Origin of the sequence: Streptomyces atroolivaceus (genome assembly GCF_000717025.1) — a bacterium.
Taxonomy (GTDB): Bacteria; Actinomycetota; Actinomycetes; order Streptomycetales; family Streptomycetaceae; genus Streptomyces; species Streptomyces atroolivaceus.
This window is the reverse complement of record NZ_JNXG01000002.1, coordinates 1,113,624-1,138,580: the sequence shown is the minus strand read 5'-3', so window position 1 is coordinate 1,138,580 and position 24,957 is coordinate 1,113,624. Positions and strand designations below refer to the sequence as shown.

24 protein-coding genes are annotated in these 24,957 nt (G+C 71.1%); 10 read left to right on the top strand and 14 right to left on the bottom strand.

From position 1 onward, the window contains the following. The first annotated feature begins 183 nt into the window (after positions 1-183). From pta to pyk, 3 genes are all read left to right on the top strand, one after another. Complete coding sequence (gene pta, locus OO67_RS08470; protein ID WP_033298441.1) at positions 184-2,256, top strand: phosphate acetyltransferase; 2,073 nt, start codon at positions 184-186, stop codon at positions 2,254-2,256. A gap of 41 nt (positions 2,257-2,297) precedes the next feature. After that, on the top strand, positions 2,298-3,503 hold the full coding sequence (locus OO67_RS08465) for an acetate kinase (protein ID WP_382055525.1): 1,206 nt from the start codon (positions 2,298-2,300) through the stop codon (positions 3,501-3,503). A 74-nt stretch (positions 3,504-3,577) separates the two neighbouring features. Continuing rightward, positions 3,578-5,005 (top strand): pyruvate kinase, encoded by a 1,428-nt coding sequence (pyk, locus tag OO67_RS08460; RefSeq protein WP_033298440.1) that lies wholly within the window; start codon positions 3,578-3,580, stop codon positions 5,003-5,005. A gap of 291 nt (positions 5,006-5,296) precedes the next feature. Here the strand turns inward: pyk and OO67_RS08455 are convergent, their stop codons facing one another. The 4 genes from OO67_RS08455 to OO67_RS08440 all read right to left on the bottom strand — a co-directional run bounded on the left by OO67_RS08455 (position 5,297) and on the right by OO67_RS08440 (position 9,460). Beyond that, entirely contained in the window at positions 5,297-6,580 is a 1,284-nt protein-coding gene (locus OO67_RS08455) for a hypothetical protein (protein WP_033298808.1), read from the bottom strand. Beyond that, a complete protein-coding gene (locus tag OO67_RS08450) occupies positions 6,570-7,136 on the bottom strand; it encodes a DUF6114 domain-containing protein (RefSeq protein ID WP_033298439.1) in 567 nt (188 codons plus the stop codon). The genes OO67_RS08455 and OO67_RS08450 overlap by 11 nt, the downstream gene beginning before the upstream one ends. A 93-nt stretch (positions 7,137-7,229) precedes the next feature. Beyond that, a complete protein-coding gene (locus tag OO67_RS08445; RefSeq protein WP_033298438.1) occupies positions 7,230-7,883 on the bottom strand; it encodes a DUF6230 family protein in 654 nt (217 codons plus the stop codon). Between the two features lie 599 nt (positions 7,884-8,482). Continuing rightward, positions 8,483-9,460, bottom strand: a complete 978-nt coding sequence (locus OO67_RS08440; protein ID WP_033298437.1) for a tetratricopeptide repeat protein — start codon at positions 9,458-9,460, stop codon at positions 8,483-8,485. 317 nt (positions 9,461-9,777) lie between these two features. Here OO67_RS08440 and OO67_RS08435 point away from each other — a divergent pair, with 317 nt between their 5' ends. Then, positions 9,778-10,422 carry a TetR/AcrR family transcriptional regulator gene (locus OO67_RS08435; protein ID WP_033298436.1) on the top strand — a complete coding sequence of 215 codons (645 nt, stop codon included), beginning with the start codon at positions 9,778-9,780 and terminating at the stop codon, positions 10,420-10,422. A 143-nt stretch (positions 10,423-10,565) separates the two neighbouring features. Here the strand turns inward: OO67_RS08435 and icmA are convergent, their stop codons facing one another. From icmA to OO67_RS08415, 4 genes are all read right to left on the bottom strand, one after another. Further along, a complete protein-coding gene (gene icmA, locus OO67_RS08430) occupies positions 10,566-12,266 on the bottom strand; it encodes a coenzyme B12-dependent isobutyryl-CoA mutase large subunit (RefSeq protein WP_033298435.1) in 1,701 nt (566 codons plus the stop codon). A gap of 83 nt (positions 12,267-12,349) precedes the next feature. Continuing rightward, positions 12,350-12,682, bottom strand: a complete 333-nt coding sequence (locus tag OO67_RS08425; RefSeq protein ID WP_033298433.1) for a DUF3817 domain-containing protein — start codon at positions 12,680-12,682, stop codon at positions 12,350-12,352. A gap of 55 nt (positions 12,683-12,737) precedes the next feature. Then, the gene (locus OO67_RS08420; RefSeq protein WP_033298431.1) at positions 12,738-13,247 is read right to left on the bottom strand and encodes a MarR family winged helix-turn-helix transcriptional regulator; all 510 of its coding nucleotides are present in this window, start codon (positions 13,245-13,247) and stop codon (positions 12,738-12,740) included. A 31-nt stretch (positions 13,248-13,278) separates the two neighbouring features. After that, positions 13,279-14,628 carry an MFS transporter gene (locus OO67_RS08415; protein WP_033298429.1) on the bottom strand — a complete coding sequence of 450 codons (1,350 nt, stop codon included), beginning with the start codon at positions 14,626-14,628 and terminating at the stop codon, positions 13,279-13,281. Between the two features lie 69 nt (positions 14,629-14,697). Between OO67_RS08415 and OO67_RS08410 the strand changes: the two genes are divergently transcribed. Continuing rightward, the gene (locus OO67_RS08410) at positions 14,698-15,684 is read left to right on the top strand and encodes an ArsR/SmtB family transcription factor (RefSeq protein ID WP_033298427.1); all 987 of its coding nucleotides are present in this window, start codon (positions 14,698-14,700) and stop codon (positions 15,682-15,684) included. Between the two features lie 105 nt (positions 15,685-15,789). Here the strand turns inward: OO67_RS08410 and OO67_RS08405 are convergent, their stop codons facing one another. The 3 genes from OO67_RS08405 to OO67_RS08395 all read right to left on the bottom strand — a co-directional run bounded on the left by OO67_RS08405 (position 15,790) and on the right by OO67_RS08395 (position 18,032). Then, positions 15,790-17,244: a glycosyltransferase family protein gene (locus tag OO67_RS08405; RefSeq protein ID WP_341864636.1), complete on the bottom strand. Its 1,455-nt coding sequence runs from the start codon at positions 17,242-17,244 to the stop codon at positions 15,790-15,792. Between the two features lie 147 nt (positions 17,245-17,391). After that, positions 17,392-17,685 carry an MTH1187 family thiamine-binding protein gene (locus tag OO67_RS08400; RefSeq protein ID WP_033298423.1) on the bottom strand — a complete coding sequence of 98 codons (294 nt, stop codon included), beginning with the start codon at positions 17,683-17,685 and terminating at the stop codon, positions 17,392-17,394. Then, on the bottom strand, positions 17,682-18,032 hold the full coding sequence (locus OO67_RS08395; RefSeq protein WP_033298421.1) for a DUF3817 domain-containing protein: 351 nt from the start codon (positions 18,030-18,032) through the stop codon (positions 17,682-17,684). Before OO67_RS08395 ends, OO67_RS08400 begins: the two co-directional genes overlap by 4 nt. Positions 18,033-18,241: 209 nt before the next feature. On the opposite strand from OO67_RS08395, the gene OO67_RS08390 reads away from it, so the two are divergent. The 4 genes from OO67_RS08390 to OO67_RS08375 all read left to right on the top strand — a co-directional run bounded on the left by OO67_RS08390 (position 18,242) and on the right by OO67_RS08375 (position 20,869). Then, complete coding sequence (locus OO67_RS08390) at positions 18,242-18,874, top strand: AIM24 family protein (RefSeq protein WP_033298807.1); 633 nt, start codon at positions 18,242-18,244, stop codon at positions 18,872-18,874. Beyond that, complete coding sequence (locus OO67_RS08385; RefSeq protein ID WP_033298419.1) at positions 18,874-19,524, top strand: AIM24 family protein; 651 nt, start codon at positions 18,874-18,876, stop codon at positions 19,522-19,524. Before OO67_RS08390 ends, OO67_RS08385 begins: the two co-directional genes overlap by 1 nt. Further along, positions 19,521-20,297 carry an AIM24 family protein gene (locus OO67_RS08380; protein ID WP_033298417.1) on the top strand — a complete coding sequence of 259 codons (777 nt, stop codon included), beginning with the start codon at positions 19,521-19,523 and terminating at the stop codon, positions 20,295-20,297. Before OO67_RS08385 ends, OO67_RS08380 begins: the two co-directional genes overlap by 4 nt. A gap of 95 nt (positions 20,298-20,392) precedes the next feature. Then, positions 20,393-20,869: a MarR family winged helix-turn-helix transcriptional regulator gene (locus OO67_RS08375; protein WP_033298416.1), complete on the top strand. Its 477-nt coding sequence runs from the start codon at positions 20,393-20,395 to the stop codon at positions 20,867-20,869. 12 nt (positions 20,870-20,881) lie between these two features. Here the strand turns inward: OO67_RS08375 and OO67_RS08370 are convergent, their stop codons facing one another. Together OO67_RS08370 and OO67_RS08365 are read right to left on the bottom strand one after the other, a co-directional pair. Then, a complete protein-coding gene (locus OO67_RS08370; RefSeq protein ID WP_033298415.1) occupies positions 20,882-22,339 on the bottom strand; it encodes a sensor histidine kinase in 1,458 nt (485 codons plus the stop codon). Then, positions 22,336-22,995: a response regulator transcription factor gene (locus tag OO67_RS08365; RefSeq protein WP_033298414.1), complete on the bottom strand. Its 660-nt coding sequence runs from the start codon at positions 22,993-22,995 to the stop codon at positions 22,336-22,338. Before OO67_RS08365 ends, OO67_RS08370 begins: the two co-directional genes overlap by 4 nt. Before the next feature lie 117 nt (positions 22,996-23,112). Here OO67_RS08365 and OO67_RS08360 point away from each other — a divergent pair, with 117 nt between their 5' ends. Further along, entirely contained in the window at positions 23,113-23,808 is a 696-nt protein-coding gene (locus OO67_RS08360; protein WP_033298413.1) for a PepSY domain-containing protein, read from the top strand. Between the two features lie 186 nt (positions 23,809-23,994). On the opposite strand, the gene meaB is transcribed toward OO67_RS08360, so the two are convergent. Then, complete coding sequence (meaB, locus tag OO67_RS08355; protein ID WP_033298411.1) at positions 23,995-24,957, bottom strand: methylmalonyl Co-A mutase-associated GTPase MeaB; 963 nt, start codon at positions 24,955-24,957, stop codon at positions 23,995-23,997.

The following is a 24,957-nucleotide window of genomic DNA, read 5'->3' as shown; positions in this document are numbered from 1 at the left end:
GTACCGTGAGCCACGACGATTGTCCCACGCCGAGCCGGGCCCCCGCGCTTCCGGCTTCACCGGCCAGGACCCTTCGGGGCCCGGGAGGGCCCGCCCCGGGCACGGTGCCCGGCGGGCGGCTCACCTGCCCCGGTAGGTATCGTCAAAGGGACAATGCCAGCCATACAGGACGGGAGACCACGCGTGGCGCGCAGCGTGTACGTGACCGGGATCGACCGGGGAGACGGCCGTCAGGTCGTCGATCTGGGAGTCATGGAGCTACTGACGCGTCAGGTGGACCGGGTCGGCGTCTTCCGGCCACTGGTCCACGACGGGCCCGACAGGCTGTTCGAGTTGCTGCGGGCCCGCTACCGGCTCTCGCAGAGTCCGGAGACGGTCTTCGGCCTGGACTACCAGGAGGCCTCCGCGGTCCAGGCGGAGAAGGGCACCGACGAACTGGTCTCCCTGCTCGTCGAGCGCTTCCACCGGGTGGCCCGCGACTACGAGGTGGTACTGGTCCTCGGCAGCGACTACGCCGCCACCCAGCTCCCCGACGAGCTGGCACTGAACGCGCGGCTCGCCAACGAGTTCGGCGCCTCGGTGATCGCGGTGGTCGGGGGCAAGGACCAGGACGCCGAGTCCGTACGGGCCGAGACCCGCAACGCCTACCGGGCCTACGCCGGTCTCGGCTGCGACGTCCTGGCGATGATCGTGAACCGGGTGGCCTCCGAGGAACGCTCGGACATCGCGGAGCGGCTGAAGGCGCAGCTTCCGGTCCCCTGCTCGGTACTGCCGGACGACCCCGCGCTCTCCGCCCCCACCGTCGCCCAGATCACCACCGCACTGGGCGGAACGGTTCTTCTGGGCGACGACTCGGGCCTGGCCAGGGACGCGCTGGACTTCGTCTTCGGCGGCGCCATGCTGCCGAACCTCCTGAAGGCACTGACCCCGGGCTGCATGGTCGTCACCCCCGGCGACCGCGCCGACCTCGTCATCGGTTCGCTCGCCGCGCACAGCGCCGGCACACCGCCCATCGCGGGCCTCCTGCTGACGCTGAACGAGCGCCCCGGCGAGGAGATACTCCGGCTGGCGGCCCGCCTCGCGCCGGGCACCCCGGTCATCGCGGTCGCCGGCGGATCCTTCCCGACGGCAGGTGAACTCTTCGCCCTGGAAGGGAAGCTGAACGCGGCGACACCCCGCAAGGCGGAGACCGCGCTCGGCCTCTTCGAGCGCCACGTGGACACCGGCGCCCTGCTGGAACGGATCTCGGTGGCCCGCAGTGGCCGGGTCACCCCGATGATGTTCGAGCACGAGCTGCTGGAACAGGCCCGCTCGAACCGGCGCCGGGTCGTCCTGCCCGAGGGCACCGAGGAGCGCGTGCTGCGCGCCGCCGACGTACTCCTGCGCCGCGACGTCTGCGACCTGACCCTCCTCGGCGACACCGACGTCATCCGCAAGAAGGCCGCCGACCTGGGTATCGACCTCGCGGAGACCCAGATCGTGGACCCGCAGACCTCCGAGCTGCGCCAGAGCTTCGCCGAGCGGTACGCCGTGCTGCGCGCGCACCGCGGGGTGACGGTGGAGCTGGCGTACGACGTCGTCTCGGACGTGAACTACTTCGGCACCCTGATGGTCCAGGAGGGGCTGGCCGACGGCATGGTCTCCGGCTCGGTGCACTCCACGGCCGCCACCATCCGGCCGGCTTTCGAGATCATCAAGACGAAGCCCGAGGCCTCGATCGTCTCCTCGGTGTTCTTCATGTGCCTCGCCGACAAGGTCCTGGTCTACGGCGACTGCGCGGTCAACCCGGACCCGGACGCCGAGCAGCTCGCGGACATCGCGGTGCAGTCGGCGGTCACCGCGGCCCGCTTCGGTGTGGACCCCCGGATCGCGATGCTCTCGTACTCGACGGGCACCTCGGGCACGGGCGCCGACGTCGACAAGGTGCGGGAGGCGACGGAGCGGGTACGCGCCTCTCGGCCGGACCTGAGGATCGAGGGCCCGATCCAGTACGACGCGGCGGTCGAGCCGTCCGTCGCCGCGACCAAGCTGCCGGCGTCGGAGGTGGCGGGCCGGGCGACCGTGCTGATCTTCCCGGACCTCAACACCGGCAACAACACCTACAAGGCGGTCCAGCGTTCGGCGGGCGCGGTCGCGGTCGGCCCGGTCCTGCAGGGGCTGCGGAAGCCGGTCAACGACCTGTCGCGCGGCGCGCTGGTCCAGGACATCGTCAACACGGTGGCGATCACGGCGATCCAGGCGCAGGGCGAGGAATGACCGCGATGACCACCGACCCGACCAGCGGAGGTTCCCGCTCCATGAATGACCCCCACCGCGTACTCGTGCTCAATTCCGGCTCCTCGTCGGTGAAGTACCAGCTGCTGGACATGCGTGACCGGTCACGGCTGGCCACCGGTCTGGTCGAGCGGATCGGCGAGTCGTCCTCCCGGCTGGTGCACACACCGCTGAAGGGCGGGGAACCCCGCGAGCGCACGGGCAGGATCGCCGGTCACGAGGAGGCGCTGAAGGCCGCGGCCGACGAGCTGGCGGCCGACGGGCTCGGGCTGGACTCCCCCGAGCTGGCGGCGATCGGGCACCGGGTGGTGCACGGCGGGCTGAAGTTCAGCGAGCCCACCGTGATCACCGACGAGGTGCTGAAGGAGATCGAGCGGCTCGTCCCGGTGGCCCCGCTGCACAACCCGGCGAACATCACCGGGATCCGTACGGCGCAGGCACTGCGCCCGGACCTGCCGCAGGTCGCGGTCTTCGACACGGCGTTCCACACGACGATGCCGGAGTACGCGGCGCGGTACGCGATCGACGTCGAGACCGCCGACGCGCACCGCATCCGCCGCTACGGCTTCCACGGCACCTCGCACGCGTACGTGTCGCGCAGGACGGCCGAGCTGCTGGGCCGCCCGGTGGCCGACGTGAACGTGATCGTGCTGCACCTGGGCAACGGCGCCTCGGCCTCCGCGGTGGCGGGCGGCCGGTGCGTGGAGACGTCCATGGGCCTGACCCCCTTGGAAGGGCTGGTCATGGGTACACGTTCGGGAGACATCGACCCGGCCGTCACCTTCCACCTGAAGCGGGTGGCCGGGATGTCGACGGACGAGATCGACGTCCTGCTCAACAAGAGGAGCGGCCTGGTCGGCCTCTGCGGCGACAACGACATGCGGGAGATCCGGCGCCGGGTGGACGAGGGCGACGAGCGGGCCACGCTCGCGTTCGACATCTACATCCACCGGCTGAAGAAGTACATCGGCGCCTATTCGGCGGTCCTCGGCCGGGTGGACGCCGTGGCGTTCACGGCGGGGGTCGGCGAGAACTCGGCCCCGGTGCGGGAGGCTGCGCTCGCCGGCCTGGAAGGTTTCGGTCTGGCCGTGGACGCGGGCCGCAACGCCGTGCGGTCCGGCGAACCGCGGCTGATCTCGCCCGACGACGCGCGGGTGGCGGTCGCCGTCGTACCTACGGACGAGGAGCTGGAGATCGCCGGCCAGACCTTCGACCTGGTCCACAACTGAGCGGGCCCGCGCCCCTTTGTATCTTCCACCAGACGGAATATTCCGCAGTGAAACAAACCGATAGGATCCGCCTCATGCGCCGTTCCAAAATCGTCTGCACCCTCGGTCCCGCCGTCGACTCCCATGAGCAGCTCGTCGCTCTGATCGAGGCCGGCATGAGCGTGGCCCGTTTCAACTTCAGTCACGGTACCCACGAGGAGCACCAAGGCCGTTACGACCGGGTCCGCAAGGCCGCCGCCGAGACCGGCCGCGCGGTCGGCGTGCTCGCCGACCTCCAGGGCCCCAAGATCCGCCTCGGGAAGTTCGCCGAGGGCCCTGTCGAGCTGATCCGCGGGGACGAGTTCGTCATCACGTCCGAGGACGTGCCCGGTGACAAGTCGATCTGCGGCACCACCTACAAGGGGCTGCCCGGTGACGTCACCAAGGGCGACCCGATCCTGATCAACGACGGCAACGTCGAGCTGAAGGTCGTCTCGGTCGACGGCCCCCGGGTCACCTCCATCGTCATCGAGGGCGGTGTCATCTCCGACCACAAGGGGATCAACCTCCCCGGTGCGGCGGTCAACGTCCCCGCGCTGTCCGAGAAGGACGTCGAGGACCTGCGGTTCGCCCTGCGGATGGGCTGCGACCTGGTCGCGCTCTCCTTCGTGCGGGACGCCGAGGACGTCAAGGACGTGCACAAGGTGATGGACGAGGTGGGCCGCCGGGTCCCCGTCATCGCCAAGGTCGAGAAGCCGCAGGCCGTCGAGCACATGGAGGGCGTCGTCGCCGCCTTCGACGGCGTGATGGTCGCCCGCGGTGACCTCGCCGTCGAGTATCCGCTCGAGAAGGTCCCGATGGTGCAGAAGCGCCTCATCGAGCTGTGCCGCCGCAACGCGAAGCCGGTGATCGTGGCGACCCAGATGATGGAGTCGATGATCACCAACTCGCGGCCGACCCGCGCCGAGGCGTCCGACGTCGCCAACGCGATCCTGGACGGTGCGGACGCGGTCATGCTGTCGGCGGAGTCCTCCGTCGGCGCGTACCCGATCGAGACGGTCAAGACGATGTCGAAGATCGTCGTCGCCGCCGAGGAGGAGCTCCTGTCCAAGGGCCTCCAGCCGCTGGTACCGGGCAAGAAGCCCCGCACCCAGGGTGGTTCGGTGGCACGCGCGGCCTGCGAGATCGCGGACTTCCTGGACGGCAAGGCACTGGTGGCGTTCACCAAGTCCGGTGACACCGCCCGCCGCCTCTCCCGCTACCGCGTGGCGCAGCCGATCCTGGCCTTCACGACGGAGGAGTCCACCCGCAACCAGCTCGCGCTGAGCTGGGGCGTCGAGTCCTACGTGGTGCCGCACGTGGACAACACCGACGCCATGGTCGACCTGGTCGACGCGGAACTGCTGAAGCTGAACCGCTACAGCGACGGCGACACGATGGTCATCACGGCCGGCTCGCCTCCCGGCGTCCCCGGCACCACCAACATGGTCCGGGTCCACCACCTGAGCGGCGAGCGCGCCTGACGCGACACCCTCACGGACCCACGAAGGGCGTCCCCCCGCGCAGTTGTGCGGGGGGACGCCCTTCGTTCAGCTGTCGTGCCGCCCGTCCCGCCGGCCTCCTGCGATGAACACCGCAGAGTGCGGCGTCCGGACGAGATCCAGCGGGTCACCCATGGATCTCCCTCCGCCGGGCCGCCGTGCGGCACCGCCCTGCTCCTCCGGGACGGCCGCACGACTGTGGCCCGCACTCCCGGTGTACGGGGATGCGGGCCACGGTCGTCGTGCGGCTCCCGGAGGGGTCCGGACCACCGGTCAGCCGTTGCCGCCGGTGAAGTAGTTCGACAGGCCGGGGACCGTGAGCGTGCCGCCGAACTGGCCGGCCTGGGTCACCGTCGCGTCGGTGAAGAAGGCGAACGGGACGTTCAGCGGCGGAGGGGTCTCCGGGCTGAAGGTGATCGGGATGAGCCCGAAGAGGTTGCCCTCGAGCTTCTCCGTGTACATCGTCACCTCGCCGTCGCGGATCGTCGACGTGGATCCGCCGCGCGCCTTGACGTGACCGGTCGCTCCGGCCGGGCCCTTCGTCAGCTGGTGCAGATCCTTGATATCGATCGAGCTGGCCGTGAACTTCAGGACCTTCTTGACGCTGCCGCTGTACGTCTTCACCTCGACGATGCCCGCGTAGTCGAGCCCGTTGAGCGTGAGCTTCGAGGTCTCCAGCGTCCACGGGTCGTCCGGGAGCAGCGGGATGCCCTGCTCCAGCTCGGCCGCGGCGAGCGCCTCGGGGTCGGCGGTCGGGCAGGGGAAGCGCTCCTTGGCGCCGTCCGGGATGTCCTCGTCCTTCACGGGGTCGAGGCCCTTGACGTCGTCGTCCAGCTCCTCGACGTCCTTGCCCGCCTTCTCGGCAGCCTCACGGATGGCGTCGGTGGTCTTGTCGACCGTGTCCTCCGCCGCCTCCGTGGCCTTCTCCACCGGCTTGGTGGCATCGGGGCTCACGGACGGCTCCGGGGTCTCCGTGGTGGCGTCGGGGGACGGCTCGGCCGTCTCCTTGTCCGGTCCGTCGAAGAGGTCCTTGAGCGCGTCACCGACACCCAGCGGGTCGAGGGGGTTCTTCGACTCGGTGGGCGAGGGAGCGGCCGAGGTGGCGGCCTTGTCCCCGGCGGTCTCCGTGGACGTGTCCTCCTCGGATGCGCTCGCACTCGCGGAGGGCTTCGGCGCCGTGGACCCGTCGCTCGCGTCGTCGTCCTTGCCGGTGTCGTCCTTGCCGGCGTCGTCCTTGCCGGCGTCGTCGGACGGCGTGGCGCTGGGCGTCGGCTCGGCCTCGGGTTCCTGTGACTCCGACGGCTCGTCGGAGCGCGTCACGCAGGGTCCCGGCGCGAAGGGTATGTCCGAGCTGTCGTCGGCCATGGCGAGCTTGGGGGTGAGCCCCATGCCCACGAAGACGGCCGTCGGCATCGCGGCGAGCGCGAACGCCTTCTTGCCCGTGGGCATGTGCAGCTTCGTCAGGAGCGACTTCCTGGGCGCCGCGTGGCGGGGCCCCCTTCGCTCCGGAGGGTTCTCCGGCCCGAAGCCGTTCGTCTGCCCGTCGTCACCCCGCACGATGCCTCCCATCGTCGGCCTCCGCCGCCGCCTTGTGCAGCATCGGCCTCTGCGGAGCCTCTGCCGTGTCGTGGGGTTCCTGTCCGTACGCGGGCGCCTCGAAGGCGTCGCCCCGGGACCTCGGTGCGGCCGGGTCGCCGGACGCCGGGGCGCCCGTCGCCTCACCCGGGGCCCAGGCGATGGAGAGGGCTCCGCCGAGAAGCGAGAACAGGAAGCCGATGATGAAGCCGCCTATGTTGGCGACGGGGATGGAGATGAGCGCGAGCAGGATCGCGGCGACACCGGCGAACACCTTGACGATGTGGTGGAACCACATCGTGAAGCCGAGCGTGATGAGCAGGACCCCGATGATCAGCGACCCCGCACCCGCGGTGGTGGACATCGCGATCGTCATGTTGCCGAGGTGCATGTCCGCGTACGGGAAGTACGCGATGGGTAGACCACCCAATATGGTGAACAGGCCCGCCCAGAACGGCCGGTTACCCCGCCAGGTGCGGAATCCCCGCCGGTAGACGGTGAGGTAGTGCTCGTTCTGCCCTGTGGACTCGGGGCTCATGGAAAACAGCTCCCTGGAACCGGTACTGCTGTGAGAAGAGAAGGGGTGGGCAGCCGGAGGCCCTCACGGGGCTCCGGCCACCCGGGGCGAGTGCTAGAAGCACTCCTTGACGCCCTTGTGCAGCTTCAGGCTCAGGTTGCTGAGCTTGAAGGTGCCGGCCGTGGTCGCCCAGGCCGTCTGCTTCACGTCCCGCAGGACGGCCCTGTCGGCCCTCTGGGAGAAGCCGTTCTCGTTGGCCGCCGTACCGGGCTGGATGCCTATGCTGCCCGGCTTGCCGGGCTTCTTGAGGGAGCCCGCCGCGACACCGATGTCGATGTTCTCGAACGACGCGTCGGCGTCGAGCTGTGCGACGTCCAGGTAGAGGTTGGTCGCCCGGACCGGCTTCTTCGGGTCCGTGCCGGCGCTCAGCTGGAGGCTGACACTGCCCAGACCCAGCGGCAGGTTCGGCGTGACCACCGACTGGCACATGTTGGTGATCGTGGCCTTGCTGAAGCCCGACACGGCCACCGGGTGCGCCGCGTCGTTACCCTTCAGGTCCTTGCCGACAGCGACGCTGCCGTACTGGACGAAGTTCTCACCGACGAGCTTGTCGGTGCTGACCTTGAAGCTCTGACCGGAGACGCTGAACGACGCGGCGAGCGCACCCTGTGCCAGGCCCACGCCGACTGCTGCGGTCGCGACGACGCTCGGCACCATGACCAGAGCGAAACGCTTCCATCTGGTACCACCGCGAACCTGCGAACTCATATATTTCCTCCTTCTCGGACGTACATCTCCGGTACGGGCATCGTGCCCGCCCTGGGATGGGAGAAGTGCTACGTCCTCGGGAAGGAGAGCGCCCGGACCGGAGGCGCGTACCGCATCCGAATCACCGGCGATCACCCCCGAGCGACAACCACTGGCAGCGCGTCTGCGCTGCCGGTTCGGACAGGCCCTGCCCAGGGGCAGGAACCCCCCTGTCCGCGATCGGCGCCACTGCCGCCGACCACCCGGTGGGGACCAACAGACCCACCTGCGCCGACTGGCCGTCGGACCGGCGGGTATTGGACCGAGCGTGGCCGATCGTGGTGCATTCGCGGCCGTGACACAAGGGGGGTCGTTACTGACTAGTAACGACCCGATAACCGGGACGCGACAGGGGGATACCGCCCGGCCACACAGGGTGGCGCCCCAGGGGCGTGCGAATGCCGGGATTACAGTCCGAAACCGGACAGAAACCCGGAGGCGATTTACTGCGAGTAACACTACGTACTTTTATCAAGTTTTGGTAAAGCGGATGCGTGGATTGTCGTTCGTCCGCGAAAACGGCCGTGGCGCCCGAGGGGCTCCACGGCCGTGTTGTCACATCAGAACAAGACTCGCGCCAGGGCGGTACGGGCGGCGACGACCCGGGGGTCGTCGGGGCCGATCACCTCGAAGAGTTCCAGGAGCCGCACCCGTACGGAATCGCGGTCGTCGCCGAAATTGCGGCGGACCGTCTCGACGAGCCGCCCGAAGGCGTCCTCGACATGGCCGCCCACGAGGTCCAGGTCGGCGGCGGCCATCTGCGCCACCGGCTCGGCCGGGTTCTCCGCGGCCTCCTTGCGGACCTGCTGCGGGTCCATCCCCGCCACGCGGCCCAGCAGTTCGGCCTGGGCCAGCCCCAGCTTCGCCTCGGTGTTGGCCGGGTCGTCGGCCAGGACGCTCCTGTACGCCTGGACCGCGCCGGCGAAGTCGTTGGCGTCCAGCGCCAGCGCGGCCGCTTCCAGCTGCGCGTCGTACGGTCCGGCGGGCACCTCGGCCGGGGCGGTCTCCGCGTCCCCGGCTCCGGCGTCCGGGTCGACGGTGATCCCGGTGAGACCGAAACGCTCCTCGCCGACCTGGATCAGCTGGTCCAGCGTCTGGCGGATCTGGCTTTCGGGGGCCGCGCCCTGGAAGAGCGGGAGGGCCTGTCCGGCCACCACCGCGAAGACCGCGGGGATGCCCTGGATCCCGAACTGCTGCATCAGCATCTGATTGGCGTCGACATCGACCTTGGCCAGCACGAAGCGGCCGTTGTACTCGGCGGCGAGTCGCTCCAGGAGAGGGCCGAGCTGCTTGCACGGCTCGCACCACTCCGCCCAGAAGTCGATGACGACGGGGACTTCGGTGGAGCGCTGGAGGACGTCGGTCTCGAAGCCCGCCTCATCGACGTCGATCACCAGGGAGGCGGGTGACACGGCACCGGCGCCCCCCTGCCGGGCGGACTCCGCGCGGGCCTGCTCCGCCTTCGCCTTGGCGTCGCCGGCCGCCTTCACAGCGGCGAGGTCGACGACACCGCTCATGGACATGTTCCTAGGCTGCATACGTACATCCTCCCCCCTGCGCGCACTGTTCCGGAAAGCGATCCGCGAACCGCCTCCGTCCACAGCCACGCCGGTGTGCGCGGCGCGCGGACGGAAACGGTTCCGAGGCCCTGAAAACCCCGTGTTCGGAGCCGGATCCCCATCCGGCACCTGTGGCTGTCGATCGGTCGTCGCGCCACGACGGACGAGCCGTCGCTTCTTACGCTACGGGTCGTAGCGTAACTGTCCGGCCCCCCTCCGGGGCAAGAGCGCGCGGTGATCTGTCTCACGGGCTCCGGGGCCGGTCAGCACTACTTACCGGCCGGTATGGTCGCCGCATGCTGAGCCGCAGCCCCATGGAACCCGCCCGGTCCGGACGTCCCCGCAGTGCCGAGGCCGATGCCGCGATCCTGGAGGCGACCCGTGCGTCGCTGGTCGACCTCGGATGGTCGAAGCTGACGATGGGCGATGTGGCGACGCGGGCGGGGGTCGCCAAGACGACTCTCTACCGCCGCTGGGCCGGCAAGAACGAGCTGGTGGTCGATGCCGTGGCCGTCCTCTTCGACGAACTGGAGCTGCCCGACCTCGGCAGCCTCGCGGCCGATGTGGAGGCCGTGGTCCTCCAGTTCGCCGCCCTGCTGGAACGGCCGGAGACCAAGACGGCACTGATGGCCGTGGTCGCCGAGTCGACGCGGGACGAGGCTCTGCGGGACCGCATACGCGACTCCATCGTGGCCCGGCAGAAGCACCTCGTCCTCCAGGGGCGGGAGCGGGCGCAGCGGCGCGGCGAACTGCCCACCGAGCCGGACGCGGTGGTGGCGGCACGCACCGCCGACCTGATCTTCGACGTGATCGCCGGGGCCGTGGTGCACCGGACGCTGGTGAGCGCCGAGACCGTCGACACCGACTGGGCCCGGCGCTTCACGGTGCTGCTGCTCTGCGGGCTGGGTGCCGCGGCGGCGGGGCGGCGTACCGGGACCTGAGGGGACCCCTGAGCGGAGGTCCCGCCGGCCGGAAGCCGGTGGACACGGTCGCGTGACCGGACCGCGGGCCGGAGCCCGGCGGCTCCGTGCTCACGCCCCGGGCGGCGACCGGGCGGCTCCGTGTCGGCGTCCCCGCCCGCCGGTCAGAAACCGGGCGGCTCCGTGTAGACGCCCCACTCGTCGCGCAGCACCCCGCAGATCTCGCCGAGGGTCGCCTCCGCCCGCACGGCCTCCATCATCGGTCCGATCATGTTCGAGCCGTCGCGTGCGGCGGCCAGCATCGCGTCCAGCGCGCCGCGGACCTTCCCGTCCTCGCGGCCCTCCTTGCGCCCCGCGAGCTCACGCACCTGGTCACGCTCGACCTCGTGGCTGACCCGCAGGATCTCCAGGTCGCCGGTGACGGACCCGTGGTGGACGTTGACGCCGACGACCCGTTTCTCGCCCTTCTCCAGCGACTGCTGGTACCGGAAGGCGGATTCGGCGGTCTCACCGGTGAACCAGCCGTCCTCGATGCCCCGCAGGATTCCCGAGGTCATCGGCCCGATGGGGTGCTTGCCGTCCGGGTGCGCACGGGTGCCGCGCTCCCTGATCTGTTCGAAGATCTTCTCGGCGTCGGCCTCGATGCGGTCGGTCAGCTGCTCGACGTACCAGGAACCGCCCAGCGGGTCGGCGACGTTGGCGACACCGGTCTCCTCCATCAGCACCTGCTGGGTGCGCAGCGCGATCTCGGCGGCCTGCTCGGAGGGGAGGGCGAGCGTCTCGTCCAGGGCGTTGGTGTGCAGGGAGTTGGTACCGCCGAGGACGGCGGACAGCGCCTCCACCGCGGTGCGTACGACGTTGTTGTACGGCTGCTGGGCGGTGAGCGAGACGCCTGCGGTCTGGGTGTGGAACCGGAGCCACTGCGCCTTGTCGGTCCTCGCGCCGTACGTCTCCTTCATCCAGCGGGCCCAGATCCGGCGGGCGGCACGGAACTTGGCGATCTCCTCGAAGAAGTCGAGGTGCGCGTCGAAGAAGAAGGAGAGTCCGGGAGCGAAGGTGTCGACGTCCATACCGCGGGAGAGGCCGAGCTCCACGTACCCGAAACCGTCGGCGAGGGTGTACGCGAGCTCCTGCGCGGCCGTGGCTCCGGCCTCGCGGATGTGGTAGCCGGAGACCGAGAGCGGCTTGTAGGCGGGGATGTCGCGGGCGCAGTGCTCCATCAGGTCGCCGATGAGGCGCAGATGGGGTTCGGGCTGGAAGAGCCACTCCTTCTGCGCGATGTACTCCTTGAAGATGTCGGTCTGAAGCGTGCCGTTGAGCACGGCCGGGTCGACGCCCTGGCGCTCCGCGGCGACCAGGTACATGCAGAAGACGGGGACCGCGGGCCCGCTGATCGTCATCGAGGTGGTGACGTCGCCCAGCGGGATGCCCTGGAACAGGACCTCCATGTCGGCGGCGGAGTCGATGGCGACGCCGCAGTGGCCGACCTCGCCGAGCGCGCGGGGGTCGTCGGAGTCCCGGCCCATCAGGGTCGGCATGTCGAAGGCGACGCTGAGTCCGCCGCCGCCGTTGGCCAGGATGGACTTGTACCGCTCGTTGGTCTGCTGGGCGTTGCCGAAGCCGGCGAACTGGCGGATGGTCCAGGTGCGGCCCCGGTAGCCGGTGGGGTGGAGGCCGCGGGTGAAGGGGTACTCGCCGGGCCAGCCGATCCGTTCGAACCCCTCGTACGTGTCGCCGGGGCGGGGCCCGTACACGGGATCCACCGGGTCCCCGGAGAGCGTGGTGAAGTCCGCGTCGCGCTTGCGGGCCTTGTCGTAACGGGCCTGCCAGCGGCGGCGGCCTTCCTCGATCGCGTGAGCGTCCATGGAACAAATTTACTAGGACGTCCTAGTAAATGTCGACGGCAAACCGCCCTGCGCTTCGCGCGGGGCGGTTCGGGTCCTTCCGGTCAGACCTTGACGGCCTGGGCGGAGCCGTCGGTGATCAGCGGCTCGACCTCCCGGACGACCTTGCGCTCGACGAAGAACGCGGCCGTCGGGATCGTGCCGGAGACCAGCACCCAGAGCAGCTTGCCGATCGGCCACTTCGCCTTGGAACCGAGGTCGAAGGCGAAGATCAGGTAGATGATGAACAGGACGCCGTGGAGCTGCGAGACCGCGAAGGTCAGGCTCTCGCCGGTGTCGAATCCGTACTTGAAGACCATGCACACGCACAGGATCATCAACATGACGGCGGTGACGTAGGCCATCACCCGATAGCGGGTCAGCACGCTGCGTTTCATGGCATCGAGCGTAACCGGGCGGCCGGGGCGATCTTGCAGCACCCCGTCCTCGCGGCTACTTGTCCTCGAAGTCCTGCGCGGCCACCCGCAGGGGCCGGAGCATCGCGAAGATCTCGGCGCACTCCTCCTCGTCGTACGCCCCCAGCCCGAAGTCCATCGCCATGAGGTCCTGGCTGGCCGCCTCGACGACCTCACGCCCCTTGTCCGTGATGGAGGCCAGGGTCCCGCGCCCGTCGTTCGGGTTGGGACGCTTGTCGACCAGTCCCGAGCGCACCAGCCGGTCCACGGTGTTCGTCACCGAGGTGGGGTGCACCATCAGGCGTTCGCCGATCTTGGACATCGGCAGCTCACCGGCCTGCGAGAAGGTGAGCAGGACCAGCGCCTCGTACCGGGCGAAGGTCAGCCCGTACGGCTTGACCACCGCGTCCACCTCCGCGAGCAGGATCTGCTGCGCACGCATGATCGACGTGATCGCCCCCATGGAGGGCACCGGCCCCCAGCGCCGGTGCCAGAGTTCCTCGGCGCGGGCGATGGGATCGAAGGGGAGGCTGAGCGGCTTCGGCACGCCACGACCTTATCCACTGCCCACCCCGCGGTCAGCCCCGTCTCGCACTTCGGTACCGGACACGCGTTCTACGCACCTCCGCGACCACCAGAAGCGTGCAGGCGGTGCCCGCCACTCCCGAGTACGCGACCACCTGGTGCACGGGGAAGAACTCCGCGGCCACTCCCGCGAGGGCCATACCGAGGCCCTGGACCGTCATCAGGCCGGCCGTGAGAACGGTCATGGCCCGCCCCCGCAGGTGCTCGGGGACCGCCTGGACGAACCACTGGTCGAGCCCGATGACGTACGCCGCCCCGGCCCCGGCGAACACGAGAGCCGTGACGGCCAGGACCATGCCCGGGCGGAACGCGTACAGCACGAGGGGCAGCAGGCCGAGGGCGGCGGCCGGCAGCACGATCCGGCTCCGGGCGCGGGGGCCGAGGACGGTACCCACGTACAGCTCCGCACCGATGTGACCGGCCGCCGTCGAGCACATCAGCACTCCGAGGGCGGCGGGGCCCGCGCCGATGGCGTCCACGTACGGCGCGGCCAGGGCCTCCGGGACCACCACGAAGAAGGCCGGCACCCAGAAGAGCAGGAGCAGTCCACCGATTCGGCGGTCGCCCAGGACGGCTCGTGCCCCGGCGAGCGACTCCGCCAGCAGCGCGCCCCCGCCGCCGCCTCCCGCGCGGGCGGGCCGGTCCCGGGTGCCGAGGCGCAGGATCGCCGCCGAGCCGAGGAACGTCGCCACGGTGACCGTGATCGCCCCGCGCGGGGACATGGCCGTGAGCAGCAGCCCGCCGGCGCCGAAACCGGCGAAGAGGGCGCTCTGCGACACCAGGCGCAGCAGTGAACGCCCGAGGACGTAGAGCTCGCCCTCGCCGAGGATGTCGGTGAGGGCCGCCGTCCGTGTCCCGGTGAAGACGGGCGCCACCGCTGCCACGAGGCACCGCAGCGCGAGGAGCCCTGCGACGGGGGTGCCGGGGAGCACCATCAAGGCGACGCAGCCTGCGCAGATCAGGTCGCAGGTGACGAGGACCCGTCGGGCGGGGTACCGGTCGGCGACCCCGGCGAAGAGCGTGCCGCCCACGGCGTAGGGAAGGAAGCCGAGCGCGAGGGTGAGGGCGGACAGCAGGGGTGAGCCGGTGAGGTCGTAGACGAGCACGGTGAGCGCCAGCTCGCTGACGACCACGCCGAGGAGGGAGAGCAGGTGCGCGGCGAAGACCGGCCGGAACTCCCGTACGGCGAAGACGGCCCGGTATCCCCCGCCCCCGGGGTCCGCCCCCGGAGCGGCGCCCGGGCCGGAGGAGGATGCGCGCTCCGGGGGCAGGGCCGGGGACAGCTCCTCGGCGGCGGGCTCTTCGCGGGGTGTACCCGCCGGGGAGGTGGTGTCACTCGGCATGGACGCAGCCTGGCGGACGGTTCCCGACGTCCGTAGACTTTCGGATCACGCCGAAAGTTGAGTGGGTCCATGCCGTTCCACCTGTACTTCGACGAGAGCGATCTGCTCCGCTGCCGCTTCGCGCTCTCGCCGCTCTGGGAGACGCAGGAGGCCGTGCGCACCCTCCGGCGGCCCGCCCGGCACGGGTACCACCTGCCCTGGCTGCGGCAGACCGCCGCGGCGGCCTCCGGACTGGACCTCGCGCCGCTGTGGCTGCTGATGCCGGACGGCGGCCACAACCCCGACTTCATCTGCCCTCCACCGCTCGGACCTCTCGCCACCTTCCCCGAGGAGATCGCGGCCGTCCGCGCGACGGATCCCGAAGCCGCCCGCGGTGACATGGCCCTCGCGCTCGCCGACAGACCTGGCGGGCTGCGTTCTCCCGCCGGGCGGCGGTTGCTGGCCGACCCGGCACGGGCGGTCCAGGAACTGGCGGATCTGCTGGAGCGGGCGTGGCACGTGATGGTCGAGCCGCACTGGCCCCGGCTGCGGGCCCTGCTGGAGGCGGATGTCGCCTTCCACTCCCGCCGCCTCGCCGAGGTCGGCTTCGAGCGGCTGCTCGGCGAGATCAGCCCGCAGCTGCGCTGGGCGCACTCGACCCTGACGGTGTCCGGCACCCGCGGCGACCACAGCCGGGTCCTGGGCGGGCAGGGGCTCGTCCTGATGCCCAGCGTCTTCGTGTGGCCGGAGGTGGTCGGTGGCTACGAACCGCCCTGGCAGCCCGCCGTCATCTATCCCGCGCGCGGGATCGGCGGGCTGTGGACGGAGTCGGCCCGGCGGACACCGGACGCGCTCGCCCGGCTCCTGGGAAGGGCCCGCGCCGACGTGCTGTGCGCCCTCGGCGAACCGGCGGGAACGAGCACGCTGGCCCACCGGCTCTCGCTCGCCCCGTCCTCCGTGTCCGCCCATCTGTCGGCGCTGCGCGCGGCGGGGCTGCTCACGTCGCGACGGTACGGGCATCAGGTGCTGTACGAACGCACCCCGCTGGGTATCGCGCTCGCGGCGCAGGAGCCCTGAGCGCGCGCCCCGGCGCCCTGAGCACGGGCCCGGGTGCCCCGAGCGGCGCCCGGCGTCCTGAGCACGCGCCCCGGTGACGGTCCGGAGACCGGTGCGGGGCGCGGATCAGTTCCCCGCGACCGGGCTGCTCGCGGTGGTGGCGGCGGCCAGCGCGGGCTCCGCCTCCTGGACGGGCCGCACCGTGCGGGACCGTTCCCGGGCCGTGCTCCTCCCCCGCTCCCGAAGCCGCGTGCGGCACCACTCCAGGGCCGGCGGGAGCGCGGTGGCCACCAGGGCGCACACGGCCCAGACGCGCATCTGCGCATGGGCGACGGCCAGCAGACAGCTCAGCGCGCCGAACAGACAGGTGACGACCGCCACGGGGCGGCGGAGCAGCGTCAGCGTGTAGCCGATGAGCCGTCCGGGCGGAACCCGGAACAGGGCCCTCCCGTACTGCCGCGACAGCGCCCCGTACGCCCCCCGAGAGCGGCGCAGCCGCTGGGTGAGGACGTACGCCGGGACGGACGGGCCCTTTCCGGCCACCGGGACGTCCGGGGTGTGCACCGAGCGCCAGTGGCGTCCGGTCAGCGGGTTGCGCCGGCGGTGGATCTCGAACCCGCTGGCCAGGTCCCCGGCGGCCGAATCGTGGAAGCCGCCCGCCCGGCGCAGCGCCGCGACACGCATGACGCGGCCGGTGCCGGCGAACACGGGCGCGCCGTAGCGGTTGCCGGCCCGCTGGAGCAGCGCGTGGAAGGGGAACCGGGCGGACCCGTCGGCCCCGGTGCCGGCCGGTGAGTCCGGTCCGGGTTCCGGCGGGCCGACGACGAAGGCGATGTCGGGGTCACGGAAGTAGCCCGTCATCCGCTCCAGGAACCCCGGCAGCGGGACGTGGCCCGTGTCCACGGAGGCGAAGAAGTCGTAGGCGTCACCGTGCTTGGCGAGCCAGGCGTTGTAGTTGCCGTGCCTCGTGCCCGCCTCGTGCGGGCCCGCCGTCCGGTTCCACTCGGGCACCCCGAGGCGGGTGAAGTGGTGCACGCCCAGCTCCGCGCAGAGCATCCTGGCCTCCGGGTCGTCGCTCTCGTCGAGCAGCCAGACGTCCAGCGGTCCGGGGTGCCGCATCCGTACGGCGCCCTCCAGGGTGGCCCTCACGGTGGAGAGGCGCTCCTTGCCCGGCACGTACGTGACGAGGAAGGCGAGCCCGGCGCCGCGCTCCGGGAGCACCGGGACCGGATCCCGGGCCACCCACACGGCGTGCGCGACAGCGATGACGTTGACCAGCAAAAACAGCTCGAGCAGTGCGACGGACACCAGGGTCACGGAGTCGGCGGGAGGCATCAGCCGTCCCTGGCCGCTCCCGTGATCGGCCCAGTGCGTGGGCCACAGCACGTGGAGCAGCAGCGCTCCGGCGAGCGCGGGGGCGAGCGCCATCAGCAGGACTGTTCCTATTCGGTACCTCGCGGCCCGCGGGAGGACGCGGTACCGCACCCGGTACCCCGTCGTCGCGGGCGGTTCCGCGAGCACGCCCGCGAGACAGCCGCGACTGTCGTGGTCGTAGCCCTCCGACGGCATCACGCCTCCCATGGTCGGAAATGTGTATCCCCACAGAAGGGCAGATACGACGACGTGTCGACCGGGGAAGGTCCGAGTGAGGGGATCCGTTCGCCCGAACGGGAAGAGCCCCCGGTACCGGGGGCTCTCTCGTGTGCGCGTGGGCGGGACGGGGCGGGGTCATTCCGCCAGGTGCCGCTCCACCGTCTCGACCTTGGAGGTCAGACCGTCGGTGACACCCGGCCGGATGTCGGCCTTCAGCACCAGGGAGACGCGGCCCGCACGGGCCTCGACGGCGGCGACGGCGCGCTTGACGACGTCCATGACCTCGTCCCACTCGCCCTCGACCGAGGTGAACATCGCGTCCGTGCGGTTGGGCAGCCCGGACTCGCGGACGACACGCACGGCGTCCGCGACGTACTCGCCGACGTCCTCGCCGACGCCCACCGGACTGACGGAGAAGGCGACGATCACGCGTCGACCGTCCCCTCGGCGCGGGCACGGGCGGCGATGACGCCGTCGGCCTCGTACTTCTTGAGCAGCTTCTCGCCGTAGAGGCCGCCGAAGGGCACGACCGCGAGGAGGAAGAACAGGGCGACGCGCTTGAGCGGCCACTTGGCCTTGACCCAGACGTCCAGCAGGAACACCACGTAGATCGTGAAGAGAAGGCCGTGCAGCGCGCCGAGGGGCGGCATCAGGAAGTCGATGTCCGAGACCCGCATGAGCAGCGAGCCGAAGATGAGCAGCGCCGGGAAGGACAGCGCCTCGGGAAGCGAGATGAGGCGCAGCCGGTGCAGGGCGGAAGCGGTCTTGATGTCCACGAGGGCACCTTCGGTGGGAGGGGCGAGTCGGCTTGTGAACGCAGGCACAAGCAGTGCCATTGTGGCATCGCCCCCGGCCCCGCCGGGCGGGGGGTCCGGGTCCGGCCGCCGGTGCACGTATCCGTGCATATCAGGGTCATGTCGGGGTCGGGATCGGCCCCCGGGCTCTGTCCGGCGGGGCCCTCTGCGGCTAACGTCGCACCGTGGCGATGTTCCGACTCCAAGGCAGCAAGACGCTCGCCGTCGACCTGACCGGCGATGCCGTCAAGGCGAAGAACGGCTCGATGGTCGCGTACGACGGCCAGATGGCTTTCAAGAAGATGTCGGGCGGCGGTGAGGGCCTCCGCGGGATGGTGACCCGCCGGCTGACCGGCGAACAGATGGTGATGATGGAGGTGAAGGGGCAGGGCACCTGCTATTTCGCCGACCGGGCGAGTGAGATCAACCTCGTCTCGCTGCACAGCGACACGCTGTACGTCGAGGCGAGCAATCTGCTGGCCACCGACGGCGGGCTGCGCACCGGCACCTCGTTCACGGGTCTCCGCGGCGGCGCGAGCGGCAACGGCCTGTTCACCACGACCGTCGAGGGCACCGGCCAGGCGGCGATCATGTCGGACGGCTCCGCCGTGGTGCTGCGGGTGACGCCCCAGTACCCGCTGAACGTCGACCCCGGCGCCTACATCGCCCACCAGGGCAGACTCCAGCAGCACTTCCAGTCCGGGGTGAACTTCCGCACGATCATGGGCGAGGGTTCCGGGGAGTCCTTCCAGATCCGCTTCGAGGGCGACGGCCTCGTCTATGTACAGCCCAGCGAGCGGAACACCGTCGGGGGCGATGTCTGATGCCGTTCCGTGAGATCAACGCGAAGATGGTCGAGGCGGTCGTGGGGCCCGGCCAGAAGATGTACAGCCAGCGCGGCGCGATGCTCGCGTACCGGGGCGACGTCTCGTTCACCCCGAACGTCCAGGGCGGCCAGGGCGGCCTGGGGTCGATGATCGGCCGGCGGCTGGCCGGCGAGGCGACCCCGCTGATGACCGTCGAGGGAAACGGCTTGGTGATGTTCGGCCACGGGGGGCACCACATCCAGGTGATCAACCTGGCCGGCGACACCCTCTGCGTGGAGGCCGACCGGCTGCTCGCCTTCGACGGAACACTCCAGCAGGGCACCCTTTTCATGGGGTCGCAGGGCGGGGTGATGGGCATGGTGCGCGGCCAGATGACCGGGCAGGGCCTTTTCACGACGACGCTCAAGGGTCACGGAGCGGTCGCCGTGATGGCCCACGGCGGGGTCGTCGAGCTGCCGATCACGCCCGGGAGGCCGGTGCACGTGGACCCGCAGGCGTACGTCGCCCACCACGGGGACGTGACCAACAAGCTGTCCACCGCGCTCGGCCTGCGCGACATGGTGGGACGCGGTTCCGGTGAGGCGTTCCAGCTGGAGCTCAGCGGCAACGGAGCGGTGTACGTCCAGGCGTCGGAGGAGAAGCTGTGAGCACGCCGGTGGTATTCGACCCGATGACGCTGCCGTCGGACGACAACGTCAACGCGTACACCTTCTGCGTGGAGCTCAAGGGGAGCCAGTGGTTCCTGCAGAAGGGCAAGATGATCGCCTACTACGGGCAGATCGACTTCAACGGCATCGGGCACGGGCGCTTCGAGCGGCTGATCCGTACGAGCTTCCACTCGCCCCTGCACGCGAGCGACTGGGTGGTGGCCGAGGGCAGCGGCAAGATGCTGCTCGCCGACCGGGCCTTCGACGTCAACTCCTTCGACCTGGAGGACGGCAACCTGACGATCCGCGCCGGCAACCTGCTGGCCTACCAGCCGACGCTGGCGCTGAAGCAGTCGATCGTGCCCGGTTTCCTGACCCTGATCGGTACGGGGAAGTTCGTGGCCGCGTCCAACGGGCCGGTGGTCTTCATGGAGCCGCCGCTGCGGGTGGACCCGCAGGCGCTGGTGGGGTGGGCGGACTGCCCCTCACCGTGTCACCACTACGATCACGGCTACATGAAGGGCGTGATGGGCGGGCTGCGCTCGCTGACCGGGATCGGCGGCACCTCGGGCGAGGAGCACCAGTTCGAGTTCGTCGGGGCGGGTACGGTCCTCCTCCAGTCGACCGAGCTGCTGATGCCCGAGCAGGCGACGGGCGCGGTCCCGCACGAGCCGGGTGTGCCGGGAGGCGGGCCCGGGGGCGGCGGTCAACACGGCTCCACACCCCGCATGCCCGGACAACTGGGGGACCTCCAGCGTCGCTTCGGGCTGTGAACGGTAGTCTGCGGAGTGTGACGTCGGCAGGCGCGTGCGCGGGGTCACACTCCCAGACTTCGTCCGGCTTTCAACATCTTAGGTAGAATCCATACATGGAGACCGAGACGGCCACCCGCTGGCTGACCGATGCGGAGCAGTGCGCCTGGCGCACCCACCTTGACGTCAGCAGGCTGCTGACGCATCAGCTGGAGAAGGACCTCCAGCCGTTCGGCCTGACGATGAACGACTACGAGATCCTGGTCAACCTCTCCGAGTCGGACGACCAGCGCATGCGGATGAGCGATCTCGCCTCCGCCACGCTGCAGTCCAAGAGCAGGCTCTCGCACCAGATCACCCGCATGGAGAACGCCGGACTGGTCCGGCGGGAGCACTGCGAGTCGGACCGCCGTGGGCTGTTCGCGGTCCTCACGGAGCTGGGCGGCGAGACGATGCGCAAGGTCGCGCCGCACCACGTCGAGTCGGTGCGCAGGCACTTCATGGACCTGCTCTCCCCGGAGGAGCTCGCCGGACTGCACGCGGCGCTGACCCCGATCGCGGAGCATCTGCGCGGCCGGCGCGGCAAGCCGTAGCGCTGACCGCTCTCAGCCTTCGCCGGCCGCCGGCTCCTGCCCGGCCCCGGTCCGGCCCGGCAGCCGCAGGGTGAAGAGCGCGCCCCCGCCCGGCGCCGAACCCACCGTGAGCGTGCCTTCGTGCCTGGATGCCACGTCTCGGGCGATGGCCAGGCCGAGCCCGGCCCCGCCGTCGTCGCGGCTGCGGGCGTCGTCGAGCCGTACGAAGCGCTCGAAGATCCGGTCCCGTTCGGCCTCGGGGACGCCTGACCCGTCGTCGGTGACCTCCACGAGCACGTCACCCCGGTCCCCCCTCACCGAGACGGCGACCATGCGCTCCGCGTGACGCTCGGCGTTGTCCAGGAGATTGCCGACCACCCGGGCCAACTGCCCTCGCGAGCCGCTGACTTCGAGCTGCCCGGCAGCCGCCACGGACACCTCCGGCGGGATCCGGTCGGCCGCGCGCTGGGACACCTCCTCGCGGACCAGGGCGCCCAGGTCGACCGGCGTGCGCCCCGGCCGCTCCCCCGCGTCCAGCCGGGCGAGCAGCAGCAGGTCGGCGGCCAGCACCTGGAGCCGTACGGTGTCGGCGACCGCGCCGGGCACGTCCAGGAGCTCCGGGTGGGCCGCGCCCACCTCCAGCTGGGTGCGGAGCGAGGCGATCGGGCTGCGCAGCTCGTGCGAGGCGTCGGCGACGAAACGCCGCTGCCGGTCGACCGAGGCCTCCAGCACGGTCAGGGTCTCGTTGGTCGTGCGGGCGAGCCGCGCGATCTCGTCCCGCGAGTCCGGCTCGGGCACACGGCGGCCGAGGTCCTCCGACGCGGTGATCGCGGCCAGTTCCTGGCGGATGCCCTCGACCGGGCGCAGTGCCCGCCGTGTGACCAGCCAGGTCACCCCGGCGACGACGAGCAGCATGAGAGGCAGCCCGGTCAGCATGGAGTTGCGTACGGTGGTCACGGCCTCCTGCTCCGCGGCGAGCGGGGCGCCCGCGTGGACGGTCAGGGTGACGTCCTGGTCCGTGGTCGCCTCGACGGCGGCGAAGCGGTAGTCCGCCGCCTCTCCCCCGACGGTCGCCGTGCCGTTCGCGAAGTCCGGCGGATCGGAGGAGACCTCGCCGCGCGCCGGGTCGTTCCCGTCGTCGTCGTCATCGTCGTCGTCCGGGCTCGGGGCCGGCGCCGGGGGAGCCGGTACGACCTGCGCCGTGCCCGTCCCCGAGATGGCCTCCAGGTCCTTCGACACGGCCACGACGCGTCCCGCCTCGTCGGTCACCTGGACGGGGTGGGTGTCCTCGTCGCCGAGCTCCAGGTCCCCGTACGCCACGCCCAGGGCCAGCTCCCCGGCCACCTCACGCGCCGCCACCTCGGCCTCCAGGCCCGCCCGGTCGGTCAGGTTGCCGCGCAGCACCGTCAGGACGGCCAGCCCCGCGACCGTCAGGGCGACGGCGACGACCAGGGTGGCGCCCAGGGCGGCCCTCGCCCGTACGGACCTCACAGCGCCTCCAGCCGGTAGCCCGCGCCCCGGACCGTACGGATCGACGCGGCGCCGAGTTTGCGGCGCAGGGTGCTGATGTAGACCTCGACGATGTTCGGGTCGCCGTCGTAGGCGAAGTCCCAGACGTGCTCCAGGATGTCCGCCTTGCTGACCACCTCGCCCGCCCGCCGCACGAGCTGTTCCAGGACGGCGAACTCCTTCGCCGTCAGGGTGACTTCGTCGTCACCCCGGTGGACCCGGCGGGCGGCGGTGTCCATCCGCAGCGTGCCGGCGGTCAGCACGGGCGAGGCGGAGCCGCCGCGGCGGCGCAGCAGCGCCCTGACCCGGGCCACGAGCACGACGTACGAGAACGGCTTGGTGAGGTAGTCGTCGGCGCCCGTGTCGAGGCCCTCCGCCTCGTCGTACTCCCCGTCCTTCGCGGTCAGCATCAGGATCGGCATCTCGTGCCCCGCGGCGCGCAGGGCGGCACAGACCCGGTAGCCGTTCATCCCGGGCAGCATGATGTCGAGGATCACGAGGTCGTGGACGCCCTGGCCGGCCAGGTGCAGGCCCTCCAGGCCGTCGTGCACGACGTCGACGGCGAAGCCCTCGGCGGTGAGTCCCCCCGCGAGGGACGTCGCGAGACGCTTCTCGTCCTCCACGATCAACAGGCGCATGTGGACAGCTTCCCAAACCGAACCTGAAGACGTCTTCAGGTGGCTTCAGCCTGCGTTCAGCATCGCCGGGCCAGTGTGGTTCCCGTCGCACCGCACATCCCCTCAGGGAGGAACACCATGAAGCGCAACATCGCCATCGCCACCGTCACCGCGGCCGTGCTCGTCGGCGGCGGGCTCGCCACGACCGCCGCCTTCGCGGACTCCGGCAACGACAGGCAGGACGACCGGACGGCCGCCGCCGACCGCGCCGACGGGAGTGCCGCGACCGCCGGGAACACCGGCACGGCCGGGAAGGCGGGGACGGGGACGACCGGGCGTGCCGGCCTCGACGAGGCGGTCGCCGCCGCGGTGAAGGCCGTCCCCGGTACGGTCACCGGGGCCGAGCTGGACGATGACGACGACGACAGCGCCCGTACCGTCTGGGAGCTCGACGTCTACGGCAGCGACAAGGTCTGGCACGACGTGGACGTGGACGCGCGGAACGGCAAGGTCCTGTCCGACCGCGAGGACGACGACAACGACGACCGTGACCGGCACGCGCCCCGCTCCGCGGCCGTGTCCCTGGACGCGGCGGTGAAGGCGGCGCTCGCCACGCAGCCCGGCACGGTGACGTCGGTGGACCTGGACGACGACGATGACGACGACAACGGCAAGCGCGGTGCGCTGCGCTGGGACGTCGATGTCAAGGGCAAGGGCGGCAAGACCCACGAGCTGCACGTCGACGCGAAGAGCGGCAAGGTCACCGTGGACCAGGACGACGACGACAACGACGACGACGCGGATGACAGGGACGACAGCAACGACGACGACTGATCCCCGCACCAGGGCGCGGTCCGTCCGGTACCGCCCGAGGAGGCGTGCCGGGCAGGAACCGCCCCGCCGACGGGCGGGAGGGAAGCCGGACCCCGCACACGGGGGCGGGCCCCGGCGTTCTCGCGACGCGGACGCTCCGCGGTCCGGCGGCGTTTCCCGGGCGGCCCGCACGCCGCCCGGGAAACGTCAGTTGACGCCGGTGAGTCCCGCGACCAGCTCGTCCGCCGCCGCGTACGGGTCGAGGCCGCCGGCCACGATCCGTTGTGCGAGGGCGTCCAGCCGGCGGTCGCCGTGCAGATCGGCGATCCGTTCACGGAGCGCGGTGACGGCGATCGTCTCCACCTCACGGGCCGCACGCGCGGTGCGCCGCTCGGCCAGGACGCCGTGCTCCTCCATCCACGCCCGGTGCTTCTCGAGGGCCTCGACGACCTCGTCGATGCCCTCGCCCCGGGCGGCGACCGTCTTCACGATCGGCGGCCGCCAGTCGCCGGGCCCCCGGGACTCCCCCAGGCCCAGCATGTGGTTGAGCTCGCGGGCGGTGGCGTCCGCGCCGTCCCGGTCGGCCTTGTTGACGACGTAGACGTCGCCGATCTCCAGGATTCCGGCCTTCGCCGCCTGGATGCCGTCGCCCATGCCGGGGGCGAGGAGGACGACGGAGGTGTCGGCCTGGGAGGCGATCTCCACCTCCGACTGGCCGACCCCCACCGTCTCCACGAGGATCACGTCGCAGCCCGCCGCGTCCAGCACCCGGATCGCCTGCGGGGCCGACCACGCGAGGCCGCCCAGATGACCGCGGGTGGCCATCGAGCGGATGTAGACGCCCGGGTCCGAGGCGTGCTCGGACATCCGGACCCGGTCCCCCAGGAGCGCGCCGCCGGAGAACGGCGACGACGGGTCGACGGCCAGGACCGCGACCCGTCTGCCGGCCTTCCGGTAGGCGGAGACCAGCGCCGAGGTCGAGGTGGACTTGCCGACACCCGGCGATCCGGTCAGGCCCACGACGTAGGCGCGGCCCGCGAGCGGTGCCAGGGCCGCCATCACCTCGCGCAGCTGCGGCGAGGCACCCTCCACCAGGGAGATGAGCCGGGCCACCGCACGCGGCCTGCCCTCCCGTGCCTGTTCGACCAGGGTGGGGACGTCCACCTTCAC

Excerpts from the sequence above, each read along its gene's own strand:
- OO67_RS08450 (WP_033298439.1), bottom strand. The coding sequence starts at position 7,136 with ATGAGCCCCGAGTCCACAGGGCAGAACGAGCACTACCTCACCGTCTAC.
- OO67_RS08410 (WP_033298427.1), top strand. The coding sequence starts at position 14,698 with ATGCCGTTCCACCTGTACTTCGACGAGAGCGATCTGCTCCGCTGCCGC.
- OO67_RS08390 (WP_033298807.1), top strand. The coding sequence starts at position 18,242 with ATGTTCCGACTCCAAGGCAGCAAGACGCTCGCCGTCGACCTGACCGGC.
- OO67_RS08440 (WP_033298437.1), bottom strand. The coding sequence starts at position 9,460 with ATGCAGCCTAGGAACATGTCCATGAGCGGTGTCGTCGACCTCGCCGCT.
- pyk (WP_033298440.1), top strand. The coding sequence starts at position 3,578 with ATGCGCCGTTCCAAAATCGTCTGCACCCTCGGTCCCGCCGTCGACTCC.
- OO67_RS08385 (WP_033298419.1), top strand. The coding sequence starts at position 18,874 with ATGCCGTTCCGTGAGATCAACGCGAAGATGGTCGAGGCGGTCGTGGGG.
- OO67_RS08415 (WP_033298429.1), bottom strand. The coding sequence starts at position 14,628 with ATGCCGAGTGACACCACCTCCCCGGCGGGTACACCCCGCGAAGAGCCC.
- OO67_RS08435 (WP_033298436.1), top strand. The coding sequence starts at position 9,778 with ATGCTGAGCCGCAGCCCCATGGAACCCGCCCGGTCCGGACGTCCCCGC.
- OO67_RS08425 (WP_033298433.1), bottom strand. The coding sequence starts at position 12,682 with ATGAAACGCAGCGTGCTGACCCGCTATCGGGTGATGGCCTACGTCACC.
- OO67_RS08365 (WP_033298414.1), bottom strand. The coding sequence starts at position 22,995 with ATGCGCCTGTTGATCGTGGAGGACGAGAAGCGTCTCGCGACGTCCCTC.
- OO67_RS08465 (WP_382055525.1), top strand. The coding sequence starts at position 2,298 with ATGAATGACCCCCACCGCGTACTCGTGCTCAATTCCGGCTCCTCGTCG.
- OO67_RS08405 (WP_341864636.1), bottom strand. The coding sequence starts at position 17,244 with ATGGGAGGCGTGATGCCGTCGGAGGGCTACGACCACGACAGTCGCGGC.
- OO67_RS08360 (WP_033298413.1), top strand. The coding sequence starts at position 23,113 with ATGAAGCGCAACATCGCCATCGCCACCGTCACCGCGGCCGTGCTCGTC.
- icmA (WP_033298435.1), bottom strand. The coding sequence starts at position 12,266 with ATGGACGCTCACGCGATCGAGGAAGGCCGCCGCCGCTGGCAGGCCCGT.
- OO67_RS08375 (WP_033298416.1), top strand. The coding sequence starts at position 20,393 with ATGGAGACCGAGACGGCCACCCGCTGGCTGACCGATGCGGAGCAGTGC.
- OO67_RS08445 (WP_033298438.1), bottom strand. The coding sequence starts at position 7,883 with ATGAGTTCGCAGGTTCGCGGTGGTACCAGATGGAAGCGTTTCGCTCTG.